This is a genomic window from Myroides sp. LJL116, from assembly GCF_054871685.1.
In genome coordinates, this window is record NZ_JBTXLR010000017.1 from 11,927 (window position 1) to 24,071 (window position 12,145).

General features: G+C 32.3%; 12 protein-coding genes. 9 read left to right on the plus strand and 3 right to left on the minus strand.

Going from position 1 to position 12,145, the window contains the following annotated elements; all coding sequences use genetic code 11:
* Positions 1 to 25: 25 nt before the first annotated feature.
* The gene (locus tag ACYSNM_RS11540) at positions 26 to 754 is read right to left on the minus strand and encodes a metallophosphoesterase family protein (protein ID WP_461757054.1); all 729 of its coding nucleotides are present in this window, start codon (positions 752 to 754) and stop codon (positions 26 to 28) included.
* Positions 747 to 1,901 (minus strand): DUF5929 domain-containing protein, encoded by a 1,155-nt coding sequence (locus ACYSNM_RS11545; protein ID WP_461757055.1) that lies wholly within the window; start codon positions 1,899 to 1,901, stop codon positions 747 to 749. The genes ACYSNM_RS11540 and ACYSNM_RS11545 overlap by 8 nt, the downstream gene beginning before the upstream one ends.
* 168 nt (positions 1,902 to 2,069) lie before the next feature.
* On the opposite strand from ACYSNM_RS11545, the gene ACYSNM_RS11550 reads away from it, so the two are divergent.
* From ACYSNM_RS11550 to ACYSNM_RS11585, 8 genes are all read left to right on the plus strand, one after another.
* On the plus strand, positions 2,070 to 3,074 hold the full coding sequence (locus tag ACYSNM_RS11550; protein ID WP_461757056.1) for an AAA family ATPase: 1,005 nt from the start codon (positions 2,070 to 2,072) through the stop codon (positions 3,072 to 3,074).
* A 95-nt stretch (positions 3,075 to 3,169) separates the two neighbouring features.
* Positions 3,170 to 4,033, plus strand: coding sequence for a DUF58 domain-containing protein (locus ACYSNM_RS11555; RefSeq protein WP_461757057.1), 864 nt, complete (start codon positions 3,170 to 3,172; stop codon positions 4,031 to 4,033).
* A 10-nt stretch (positions 4,034 to 4,043) separates the two neighbouring features.
* The gene (locus ACYSNM_RS11560; protein WP_461757058.1) at positions 4,044 to 5,666 is read left to right on the plus strand and encodes a BatD family protein; all 1,623 of its coding nucleotides are present in this window, start codon (positions 4,044 to 4,046) and stop codon (positions 5,664 to 5,666) included.
* Positions 5,666 to 6,667: a vWA domain-containing protein gene (locus tag ACYSNM_RS11565; RefSeq protein ID WP_461757059.1), complete on the plus strand. Its 1,002-nt coding sequence runs from the start codon at positions 5,666 to 5,668 to the stop codon at positions 6,665 to 6,667. The genes ACYSNM_RS11560 and ACYSNM_RS11565 overlap by 1 nt, the downstream gene beginning before the upstream one ends.
* Before the next feature lie 6 nt (positions 6,668 to 6,673).
* Entirely contained in the window at positions 6,674 to 7,714 is a 1,041-nt protein-coding gene (locus ACYSNM_RS11570) for a VWA domain-containing protein (protein WP_461757060.1), read from the plus strand.
* 14 nt (positions 7,715 to 7,728) lie between these two features.
* Entirely contained in the window at positions 7,729 to 8,616 is an 888-nt protein-coding gene (locus tag ACYSNM_RS11575; RefSeq protein WP_461757061.1) for a tetratricopeptide repeat protein, read from the plus strand.
* A gap of 6 nt (positions 8,617 to 8,622) precedes the next feature.
* Positions 8,623 to 10,383 (plus strand): BatD family protein, encoded by a 1,761-nt coding sequence (locus ACYSNM_RS11580; RefSeq protein ID WP_461757062.1) that lies wholly within the window; start codon positions 8,623 to 8,625, stop codon positions 10,381 to 10,383.
* Positions 10,384 to 10,386: 3 nt separating this feature from the next.
* Positions 10,387 to 11,148 carry a tetratricopeptide repeat protein gene (locus tag ACYSNM_RS11585; RefSeq protein ID WP_461757063.1) on the plus strand — a complete coding sequence of 254 codons (762 nt, stop codon included), beginning with the start codon at positions 10,387 to 10,389 and terminating at the stop codon, positions 11,146 to 11,148.
* On the opposite strand, the gene ACYSNM_RS11590 is transcribed toward ACYSNM_RS11585, so the two are convergent.
* A complete protein-coding gene (locus ACYSNM_RS11590; protein ID WP_461757064.1) occupies positions 11,145 to 11,696 on the minus strand; it encodes a CvpA family protein in 552 nt (183 codons plus the stop codon). The two genes, ACYSNM_RS11585 and ACYSNM_RS11590, sit on opposite strands and share 4 nt — an antisense overlap.
* Before the next feature lie 83 nt (positions 11,697 to 11,779).
* Between ACYSNM_RS11590 and ACYSNM_RS11595 the strand changes: the two genes are divergently transcribed.
* On the plus strand, positions 11,780 to 12,136 hold the full coding sequence (locus ACYSNM_RS11595; protein WP_461753369.1) for a hypothetical protein: 357 nt from the start codon (positions 11,780 to 11,782) through the stop codon (positions 12,134 to 12,136).
* The last annotated feature ends 9 nt before the right edge of the window (positions 12,137 to 12,145 follow it).

The following is a 12,145-nucleotide window of genomic DNA, read 5'->3' on the forward strand; positions in this document are numbered from 1 at the left end:
AAAGATAATAATTTCTGTTTTATGACTAATTCCTCCCTATCTCATTTGGGTATAAACTTACCAAAGAATCGCTCTGCCAATACTCTTTATTATCGACATTCAAAATGGAAACACAGCCTTTAAAAGCAGCTCCTGTATCCATATTCCAAACATTTGCACAATTAGTTGGGCTTGTAAAACCAACATTTGTAACAGGCGTATGTCCTATATATATTTCATGGTAATGTTTAAGTCTTTGGGGGTAAAAAGGGTCCGCATGGGTTAAGCTAATATCAAGACTTAAAACCATTTCCCAAAGCGTTCTATCCCATAACAAATTTTCTTGAAAAAATTCTGCCTCTACTCCACGCAGGTTTGTAAATCCTCCATGTACGAATAATCTATTTTGATCATCCTTGTAATAATACTTTAAATTGTGAAAGAATTCAAGCTGTTTTTCCATTGTTACAGCATCTAAGTTCTCATAACTTTCAATGGTGCTCATGCCTCCGTGCTTTTCCCAAAGGACATTCCTTTTTCTTGTACTAAGCCAATCTAAAAACAAACCTTCATGATTACCTTTTAAAAATATACAAGTATTGGTCTTATCTAATTCTAATAATAAATCTATCACCTGTGGACTCTGGCTCCATCCATCTACATAATCCCCTAAAAAAATCAGCTTGTCTTCAGGGGTGACTTCTGCCCTTTGTAAAACTTGGACTAAAGCTTTGTAACCTCCGTGTATATCTCCAATAACTAATGTTCTACTCATTTTCAATTTCCTTTTCATATTTCAGTTTACGCAAAATACGCATTACTTCTTTAAAGTCTTTAAATAAGGTTGGGTCTTTATGTTGCTTCAAATAATCTTTTATCCTTAAAAGATCTTCTTTGGCTTGATCCATTCCATTGAGATAACACAGCATAAGGTTAAAACACAACTTAGAGAGCCCTTTCTCTTCTTTGGAAGTTAAACTTACCGACTGTGTTATTTTAGTAATAATCTTAAGGCAACTTTGATAAATATGTCTTAGAATATTTATGTTATAAGTTGGAGCTTCAAAGAGCATTGTGTGCTCCATAGTATAGGTGCCATTATCTAAAAATTTTATGGCTACTTCCATAAAGGGATAAAAACTAGTTTTATCATTTAAACCTAGATTTAAATACTCTGTGATAACAAATTCATCTTGGTTATAAAAAAGAGTCACCGAATCTAAATCAGAATAAAATAATTTAATTTGCTCATTGATAAAAGAAATATCCATACGAGAATAAAAGGCAGTGCCTTTGACCATGGTCTTATTACCAGCCCAACAAATAACGAATTGTTCTTTGAAAACTTCGTATTTGGGCTTCATATCTTTATGGGTTACTGTCACAAAATTAACCACACTTTGAAGAGTTGTTTGAAGATTATTCCATGAGTTCTTCTCAATACTAGATACCATTGCAGAATTATCTTGAACAGCACTTGCCTCTGCATTGGGCACAGAAGTACTTCCTATACGGTAAAAGTGGGTCCCCTTAGTTATAATAGATATTGTTCTTTTAAAACTGGTTAAACCAGATTTAGGACCAATAGTAACTAATCCTATAACTTTATCTTGGGACAAAGAGTCAAAAGAAACATTATCATACGTTATAGTAGGTGGGTTATCTAAATACGCATTGACCAAATTCTGAATTTTACTATCATCATAAAAGTCTACGCCAATTATAGAATTTTCCTTATCTTCAATCCCTACTAAAAGGTAAGCATTATTCAAGGGATTTGAATTAGACAGTGCACAAATGTGCTTCAAAAACTTTGCTTTTCCATTTGCAGTATGAAGATTTAATTGCCTTTTCTTATCATAAAAGCTATTCTCATCATAGTATGCCAGGATGTTTTTTATAAGTAGGCGTTTATTAATCACAACTAACTAATTTTTAGTACTTAAAAATAGTAAAAAGAAAAATATAAATCAGTGTTAATTGAATATTTTAAACTATATATTTAACCATATTTTAACAACTTTGTATGGAATAATTTTCCAATTTGCGTAAAGTATTAGAAAAGAGGGTATTTAAACAAAAAAACAGGTATGGATACAACAGCATCAAATTATGATATTCGTGAGTTAAATGAACTAATTGAAAGAGAAAGTGCTTTCATTGATCTCCTTACCATGGAGATGAACAAGGCAATTGTTGGTCAAAAACATATGATTGATCGACTGCTTATTGGCTTAATTGGCCAAGGACATATTTTATTAGAAGGTGTTCCTGGACTTGCTAAAACACTTGCAATTAACACTTTGGCGCAGGCTGTAAAAGGTAGCTTTAGTAGAATTCAATTTACTCCCGATTTATTACCAGCTGATGTTATTGGGACGATGATTTACAACGTAAAGGAAAATGATTTTTCGATTCGTAAAGGACCTATTTTTGCAAACTTCGTACTTGCTGACGAAATAAACAGAGCTCCTGCAAAAGTGCAATCTGCTCTTTTAGAAGCAATGCAAGAGAAGCAAGTAACCATTGGAGATACAACTTATCCATTACCACGCCCTTTCTTAGTAATGGCAACCCAGAACCCAGTTGAGCAAGAAGGAACCTATCCTTTACCTGAGGCTCAAATGGACCGTTTTATGCTTAAAACTGTAATAGACTATCCTAAATTAGAAGAAGAAAGATTAATTATTCGTCAAAATTTAGAAGGTCAAAGACCTGTAATTAACCCTGTTGTAAGTTTAGAACAAATTCTAAAAGCCCAACAAGTGGTTAAACAAGTTTATATGGATGAGAAAATCGAAAAATATATCTTAGATATAGTTTTTGCTACACGTTATCCAGAAGACTTCAAATTAGAAAGATTAAAGCCACTAATTAGTTTTGGTTCTTCTCCTCGTGGAAGTATTAACTTAGCTACAGCAGCTAAAGCTTATGCTTTTATTAAAAGAAGAGGTTATGTTATTCCTGAAGATGTAAGAGCCGTAGTTGTTGATGTACTACGCCATAGAATTGGAATAACTTATGAAGCAGAAGCAGAAAACATCACAACTGTTGATATTATTAACCAAATTGTCAACGAGATAGAAGTTCCTTAATAGACATTAATAAACTATAATTTAAAATAAACGAACCTATTTGTTATGAAGCAAATAGGTTTTTAAGGTTCAACATTTTTGCATAGAATATTGTTATGGATACCAAAGAGTTATTAAAAAAAGTCAAAAAAATAGAAATCAAAACCAAGCGTTTAAGTGATCATATTTTCTCCGGAGAATACCATACCTCCTTTAAAGGACGTGGGATGACTTTTTCAGAGGTAAGACAATACCAATTTGGTGATGATATTCGGGCAATTGACTGGAATGTAACTGCTAGGTATAATGAACCTTATATAAAGGTTTTTGAAGAGGAAAGAGAGTTAACTATGATGCTACTTGTAGATATTAGTGGTTCTCAAGACTTTGGATCTACCGATGAATTCAAAAGTGATATCGTAACAGAAATAGCTGCTACTTTGGCCTTTTCTGCCACTCAAAACAATGATAAAATTGGAGTAATTCTATTTTCTGATCAAATAGAATTATTTATACCACCCAAAAAAGGGAAAACCCATGTATTGCGTATCATTCGTGAATTGGTTGACTTTCAACCAAAAAGTAACAAAACAGATGTAGGCCTTGCTTTACAGTACTTATCTAAAGTAATAAAAAAGAAAGCAATTGTTTTCGTTTTATCTGACTTTATAACTCCTTTATTTGAACCTACTTTAAAAATTACTGCTAAAAAACATGATTTAACAGCTATAAGGGTATTTGATAAAAGAGAGAAGGAAATTCCCAATGTTGGTATTATGAATATTTTCGACCCCGAAACAGGGCAGGAACTACTTATAAATAGTTCAGATTCTACAAGAAGAAGAAAGTATTTAGAAAATTATTTACAAAGGGAAGATCAATTTAAAAAACTATTCTCTAGATCAGGAGCAGGAAGCATTGATATAGAAATTGGTGAGAGTTACGTTAAGAAACTTCTAGGTTATTTTAAATCAAGATAATTGCAGTAAAATGAAACATAAATATTTATATACTTTAATTTTTATATGTAGTTTAATTGGGTCACTTTATGCGCAAGATCCCATTGAAACTAAAGTAGACACTACTTCTATCAAAATGGGAGATAGTTTTGCATTGACCTTAAGAGTGCATACCAATACACAAGATAAAGTGTCTTTTCCAGATACCCCTACTTTGGGAGATTTTGACGTATTGGAAGCTTGGCCTGTAGATACCATTGTATCTGGTGACTTAATGGAGCTTATTAAAAAATATGAACTTACCCAATTTGACCAAGGGGAGCACCAATTACCAGAATTACCCATTGTAATTGGAGATAAACTATATAAAACCCAAAGTATTGCAATAGATGTTTTAGGCGTTGAAGTAGATACCCTGAAAACACCATTATATCCTATTAAAGATATTTCTACTGCTGGAGCATCCTTTTCTACCTATTGGTATTATATTTTCTTCATTATAGTGTCTTTTATTCTAGGTATACTAACCTTCTTGTATATTAAATACCAACAAGATAAAAACTTAACAGAGGAAGATAAATACAAAACTCCTTTTGAAAAAGCATCTAAAAAATTAAGAAAGTTAGAGCTTCGTAAAAACTGGACCAAACAAGGAGCTAAACCATATTATTCGGATATGAGTAATATTGTAAGATCCTTCTTAGAGGATACCTTCGATATTTCAGCACATGAGCTTACTACTTTTGAGATTCTTACCCTTTTAAAACATACTTTAAAAGATAAGGATATTAAAGTTCAACCAGAGTTAATAGCTGAATTTAAGCGTATTTTAGAAACATCTGACTTGGTGAAATTCGCTAAAAGCCAGCCTTCTGAACAACAAATACTATCCGATACAAATAAAATTCAAAAAATTGTTTCCGATATAAATATCGCCTATCCTATTTCGGCAGCCAATCAAACTATGCGTATTCGATTACGTGAAGAACGCAAGAAAAAAAGAATGCGATTTAGAATCTGGCTTCCAGTAGCTGTAACCTCGTTGCTGCTAATAGTAACAGGAATAGTCTATTTAATAAATACAAAAAGCGAAAAGGAATATAATTTCTTCACCTTTGACTCTACCAAAATCCTATTAGAAAAACAATGGATACAAAGTACCTATGGATATAGTCCAGGGATTACTTTATCTACTCCTTCTGTATTAACACACAAGAATGAACCAACTATAAAGGATGCTAAACTAGAAGGAATTGAATATATTGAACAGTTCCGCTTTAATGAACTAGAGGATCCAATATTTATTATCGCAAATAATTTGACCATGGTAAAGGATCACAAAGTGAACCAAGGTCAAATAATCAAACAGTTTATTACCCTATTGACTCAAAATTACAATATAAAAGATATAAATTTTGACCAAAGTACTTTTGAAAATTCTAATGGAGTAAAAGGGACAAAAATTGAAGGAAACTTTGAATTCAAGCCTACCCCAAGTAGTAAAGTAGAACAAGTGGAATTCCAAGCAGTATTTACTCAATTTGGTATAAATACAGATCAAGTTTGGATATTTTATCGACAAAAAGATGAGGCAGCGTTAGAGCTTTCGAATCGAATTTTTGAGTCCATCGTCTATAAACAAGTGAAAAAATAATGAGAGATATAAGTTTTTTAAATCCTGAATACTTTTGGCTTTTTTTATTACTACCAATCGCTTTTTATGTTTGGTATCGCAATAGAAAAAAACATCGCCCTACTATAAAACTAAGTTCTATAGAGGCTTTTCAAGGATATACCTCCCCTATTATAAAGCTTCTTCCTATTCAAATAGTTTTACAACTATTAGCAATGGCATTACTTATAGTAGCCTTAGCAAGACCACAAGTTGTTAGCGTACACAACCATGTTCATTCTACCCATGGAATTGATATTGTTATGGCAATGGATATTTCAGGAAGTATGTTAGCCAAGGATTTAAAACCTAACCGACTAGAGGCTCTTAAAAATGTAGCTTCTGATTTTGTTAAACAACGTATTACAGATCGCATTGGGATTGTTATCTATGCAGCAGAGGCTTATACAAAAACACCTGCAACTAGTGACAAACCTTTAATTTTAAATGCCTTAAAGGACATTCAGTATTCCAACGATATCCAAGATGGAACAGCCATAGGTGTAGGACTAGGAACAGCGGTAAACCGCTTAAAGGATAGCCCATCTAAAAGTAAAGTAATCATATTACTTACAGATGGTGTAAACAACACAGGTGCTATAGACCCTTTAATGGCTGCTGAAATAGCTAAACAATATAATATCAAAGTTTATACTATCGGAATAGGATCTAATGGCTTAGCAGAATCTCCAGTTGGTATGAAAGCAAATGGTGAAATTGTTTATGAGAAGATTCCAGTAGAGCTAGATGAAGAGCTTATGAAAGAGATAGCCAATATCACTAATGGAGTATACTTTAGAGCAACAGATACAGAAAGCTTAAAAAACATTTATGAGGAAATTAATCAGCTAGAAAAAACCAAAATTGATGAACAAAAGTTTGTAAACACAGATGAGAAGTTCCACATATTGGCCTTGATTAGTTTTGGATTATTAAGCATTAACTTTATTCTAAGAAGAACATTATTTAGAGGTTTTATATAAGATATTATGTGGGAACTAGATCAAACAAAATACTTTTTTTTACTTATACCAATAGCAGTACTTGTTGTATTGTTTATTGTAGATATATTGTGGAGAAAAAGAAAACAAGCTGAATTTGCTTCACCAAAAGCAATACTGTTATTAGCGCCTAATCAATCTTTTAGTAAAGCAATAATAAAAGCTATTTTACCACTTGCTGCATTATTATTCATTATTATAGCTCTTGTTAATCCTAAAATTGGAACAAAGATTGTAACAGTAAAAAGACAAGGTGTAGATATTGTTTTTACGCTAGATGTCTCAAAGAGTATGTTAGCACAAGATATGGCTCCTGATAGGTTAGCTAAGATGAAACAATTAGTTTCACAAATTATCAACAACCTGGGACCAGATAGAGTAGGTATAGTAGGTTATGCAGGGAGCGCTTTCCCATTATTACCTATCACCACAGATCATTATGCTGCAAAAATGTATTTACAATCCATGAATACAGATATGGTCTCTTCCCAAGGTACTGCCTTTGCACAAGCTATTCAAGTAGCAAGTAACTACTATGATAATCCTAATACTAGTAAAGTAATGATCCTAATTAGTGATGGTGAAGATCATGGAGATGACATGCAAAGTGCTATCGAAATTGCAAAGAAAAAGGGCATTAAGATTATCACCATCGGAGTTGGAACAGAGAAAGGAGCACCAATTCCTATTTCAGACAAAAATGGTACATCTTATAAAAGAGACTGGGATGACCAAGTGGTTATAACCAAGTTAAACCCTTCTACTTTAGAACAAATAGCTAAACAAACCTCTGGGGCGTATTACTATGGAGCTAATACCCAAGAAGTAGTAGACTTAATTAAAAACGACTTATCAAAAATAGAGAAAACAGATTTTGAATCCCAACAAATTGCGGAGTTTCAATCTCAATTTCAATGGTTTTTAGCCTTGGCATTTGCACTATTATTTATCAATATATTTATACTAGAGCGCAAAACACAGTGGTTAGAAAAATGGAATTTATTTAATGACAAGCAGCCAAAAGAATAAAGATTTTACATCCTATGAAAAACTTTTTAACTATTTTACTCCTTACTTTTTATTCTAGTATAGCTATGGCCCAATCTGGAGCTAGAGCATTGAGCAAAGGTAATGAAGGATATACCAGTGAACAGTACTCACAAGCAGAGGCTTCTTACAGAATTGCTAATTCAAAATTAAATACGAGCTCTACAGCTCAATATAATATGGGTAATGCCTTAATGAAGCAGGGCCGTATTAAAGAAGCTAGAACAGCATATACGAATGCAATTGAAAGTGCAACTAACAAAGAACAAAAACACCAAGCTTACCATAATATTGGTAATACTTTCATGCAAGAAAAAAACTATAAAGAAGCAGAATTAGCCTACAAAGAGGCTTTGAAAAATAATCCTAAAGACGAGCAAACAAGATATAATTACGCTTTAGCAAAAGAACTAAATAAACAAGAAGAGCAAGATAATCAGGACAACCAAGATAATCAGGACAACCAAGATAATCAGGACAACCAAGATAATCAGGACAACCAAGATAATCAGGACAACCAAGATAATCAGGACAACCAAGATAATCAGGATAACAAAGATAATCAGGATAACAAAGATAATCAGGATAACAAAGATAATCAGGACAACCAAGATAATCAGGATAACCAAGACAATCAGGACAACCAGGACAACCAAGATAATCAGGACAACCAAGATAATCAGGATAACAAAGATAATCAGCAACCTGAACCTCAACAAGGCCCTATGAGTGAGCAACAAATGCAAAACATCTTAGAGTCCTTAGAAAGAGATGAAAAACAGGTACAAGATCGATTAATTAAAAAGGGCAATGGTACCTTTGGTACTCCGACAGATTCTATAAAAGGAGAGCCGATGAAAAATCAACGTAAAAAAGACTGGTAAAACATTATGTATAATTTTAAAAGATATTTTTTTTTAATTCTACTTCTAATTAGTAGTACTTGCCTTTTAGCACAATCTTATTTTAAAGCGAGTGTTAATAAAGAAAGTATTCCACTAAATCAAAGTCTTACAGTAGAATTTTCAATGAATGAAGACGGAGACTATTTTAAGGCTCCAAACTTTGAAGGGTTCAGAATAATTTCTGGGCCGAACCAAAGTGTTAGCGTGTCATGGACCAATGGAAAGAAATCATTTAATAAGACGTATTCTTTCCAGCTACAACCAACTAGAAAGGGTAAAATTACAATTGGAAGTGCAAGTATTGACATTAAAGGAGAAGTGTATAAAACACAAGCTATATCTGTTAATGTCACTGATGCAGTAAAATCAGATGCTCAGGCAAATAACTTAAACTCTATTCAAACACAATCCTTAGAAACCATTCATTTAGTTGCAGAAGTTTCTAATCGAAATCCTTATATAAACGAACCTATTACTATTAGTTATAAAATCTATTTCAGAGAAGGTTTAAGTGGATACGCAGGAAAGAAGATACCTACTTTCGATAAGTTCTGGGTACATAATGTACAAGTTCCAGAACCACATCCAGTAGAGACAACCTATAAAGGAGAAGCCTATTATTCCATCCTAATTAAACAGGATGTATTAATGGCCCAAGAAGTAGGTGACTTTACTATTGACCCTTTAATATTAGATGTACAAGCACAAGTATTAACAGGTAGAAGAGATTTCTTTGGATTTCCTGAATACGGGTATATTGAACAAGAATTTTCAACTAATTCCGTAAAAATCACAGCCAAGGCTTTACCTGAGGCAGGAAAACCTGCAGACTTTTCTGGGGCTGTGGGAAGTTTTGATTTCAAAGCAACTCCAAGTAAAACACAGTTAAAAGCTGGGGAAATGCTTAATTTAAAGGTAGAAGTAAGTGGTAGAGGTAATCTAAACTTACTAAAAATGCCCACTCCTAAAGCAAATTCAGCCTTAGAAATATATGACCCTATCTATAGTGAGAAGGTAAATACAGGTATATACGGTATTCAAGGAAGTAGAAAGAATGACTACACGATTATCCCTCAATACCAAGGAGACTATAGTATTGAGCCTATGCATTTTTCTTACTTTGATTTAAACACTAAAACATATAAAACTATCTCAACAGATAGTATAACTATTAATGTATTAGAAGGACCCACATTACCTACAAACAAAGAATTACAAGGGGATCTTTTAATAAATGAACAAGAGTTATTTCAACCGATAAAAGAAACATTAAATAGAGTTTCTCCCTATAGATCTACCTATTGGTCTTCAACATTGTTTTATGTTTTAAACGCAGCAGCTTTAGTTGCTATCTTTTTAGTTGTTGGTATAGTAGAAACTCGAAAAAACGCAACAAAAGATGTCCTTGGCAATAAATTAAAAGCAAATAATAAATTAGCGAGAAAATATTTAAGCCAAGCTAAAAAACACTTAAAAGACAAAGACCTATTTTATGAAGCATTAGAGCTGTGTCTTCATAACTTCCTTAAAGCTAAATTAAATATAGAAACTACTCAAATGAGTAATGATAATATAAGAGAGCTTTTGAAAGAAAAACAAGTAGAGGATTCCAGTATTCAAAGTTTTATAGATTTAAAGAATGCTTGTGAGTGGGCTAGATATACCCCTTCAGAAAAAGTAGATAGTAACAAAGATTATCAAACTGCTATTAATATAATTGCAGAGTTAGAAAAACAAATTAAATAGACAATGAAAAAATACAGCGCATTACTCTTACTGCTATTTAATATAATAAGCTATGCAAATGATCCTAAAGTTATTCAAGAGCAATTTGAACAAGCCAATTCCTACTATAAAAAAGAACAGTATAAAAAGGCTATAGAGTCTTATTTGGAGTTAAGTCAAGAGGTAACAGATTCCCCAGAGTTATATTATAACTTAGGTAATGCTTACTTTAAAACAAAACAGGATGTAGAAGCTGTCTATTATTTTGAAAAAGCACTACTTCTTGCTCCTACGGATAAGGATATCTTAACTAACTTAGATCATGCAAAAGCCAATTTAGAAGATGATATAACCATTATTAAGAAGTACAATAACCAAGATATAATACATCAAAGTATAGGAAAGTTAAGTCCTGATGACTGGGCTTTTATTACTACGATATTAGCTTTTGTATTAGTTGTACTTTTTGGAGTATTCTATTTGGCTAAGAACCCCACTTTAAAAAGAATATTTTTCTGTTTATTTGTACTAGGTATACTTTCCATAGGCTTTACAACATACTGCGCTTATTTTGAAGAAAACTTCCACTTAGAAGCCCCTTCAGCCCTATTATGGGAAAACACAGTGGAACTAAAGCAAGAACCTAGGAGTAATTCTGAGACTATAATAAAATTACATAAAGGAACTAAAGTGTATCTTTTAGAAGACAAATCCCTTTGGGTAAAAGTAAAACTAGATAATCTAGAACAAGGATGGGTTCCTAAAAAATCCTTGAAAAATATTTAAAAAGAATCCGAATTAAACGAAGGCGTAGATGTATTGATTACCTCTACGCTTTTTTCAAATAAGTTATTTACTAAAGAGAAGAAACTAGGAAAGAAATGCTGAGATAATTCTAAATATACTCTATAACTATAAGATGTATTTAACTCCTTTGCAGTAACAAAAGCGAAGTTAGCATTAAACTTATCAAAAAGGCTAAGTCCTAAACTCACAAGTAAAACGACTACGAAAACTTGAAAAACAGCACCAAATATTCTATTAACAAATCCTAAATAAACAGCTTGTAATAAATTGGTAATTAATTTAGCTATAAACTTTACTACTAAAATAGCAGCAAAAAAAGTAATCAAAAAAGAGATTAAAGGTAAAAAGGTGGAGTCCCATCCGAAATAAGAAAACAACGCATCTTTGACTACATTGGAAAACTTTAAAGCGGCAATTATACCTATCAATAAAGAAATAAATGCAGCCACTGATACAAACAACCCATTTTTTGCTCCTTTATAAATACCGAATATTAAAGCGATACCCACTATTATATCTAAAATCATAATTTGTTTATTAAGTTAATACATTCTCTAAATTACACTCAATTGTAAATCGTATCTTTGCTATACTTTATATATATAAGCATATGGCAAGAGATGAACAAATGAAACACAGGTGGGATACCCTTGTTCAAAAAATATCCGATAAGTTTGCCGATGGAGATACATTAGACTTAGAATCTATAATATATTTAATCGGTATACAGGAAAGGGGCAAATTTAAGAAAAAATATAAGAAAGACGATAAGGTTAATTTAATGCATATTGCGATCTGTCGTTTATTAGAGCCTTATGGCTATTACGAGTTTGATCACTATGATCAAGATGGGTGGCCTCATTATAATATCAAAGCAGAATTACCAGCTTTAAAAGCAGGAGAGCAATCCGTTTTAATGAAAGAAGCTATTATAAATTATTTCTTGGCTTCAAAATTCATAGATTAAGCATAAACT

Coding starts and splice junctions, on each gene's coding strand:
- ACYSNM_RS11555 (WP_461757057.1), top strand. CDS start 3,170: ATGGATACCAAAGAGTTATTAAAAAAAGTCAAAAAAATAGAAATCAAA.
- ACYSNM_RS11565 (WP_461757059.1), top strand. CDS start 5,666: ATGAGAGATATAAGTTTTTTAAATCCTGAATACTTTTGGCTTTTTTTA.
- ACYSNM_RS11580 (WP_461757062.1), top strand. CDS start 8,623: ATGTATAATTTTAAAAGATATTTTTTTTTAATTCTACTTCTAATTAGT.
- ACYSNM_RS11570 (WP_461757060.1), top strand. CDS start 6,674: ATGTGGGAACTAGATCAAACAAAATACTTTTTTTTACTTATACCAATA.
- ACYSNM_RS11550 (WP_461757056.1), top strand. CDS start 2,070: ATGGATACAACAGCATCAAATTATGATATTCGTGAGTTAAATGAACTA.
- ACYSNM_RS11560 (WP_461757058.1), top strand. CDS start 4,044: ATGAAACATAAATATTTATATACTTTAATTTTTATATGTAGTTTAATT.
- ACYSNM_RS11585 (WP_461757063.1), top strand. CDS start 10,387: ATGAAAAAATACAGCGCATTACTCTTACTGCTATTTAATATAATAAGC.
- ACYSNM_RS11590 (WP_461757064.1), bottom strand. CDS start 11,696: ATGATTTTAGATATAATAGTGGGTATCGCTTTAATATTCGGTATTTAT.
- ACYSNM_RS11575 (WP_461757061.1), top strand. CDS start 7,729: ATGAAAAACTTTTTAACTATTTTACTCCTTACTTTTTATTCTAGTATA.
- ACYSNM_RS11540 (WP_461757054.1), bottom strand. CDS start 754: ATGAGTAGAACATTAGTTATTGGAGATATACACGGAGGTTACAAAGCT.
- ACYSNM_RS11595 (WP_461753369.1), top strand. CDS start 11,780: ATGGCAAGAGATGAACAAATGAAACACAGGTGGGATACCCTTGTTCAA.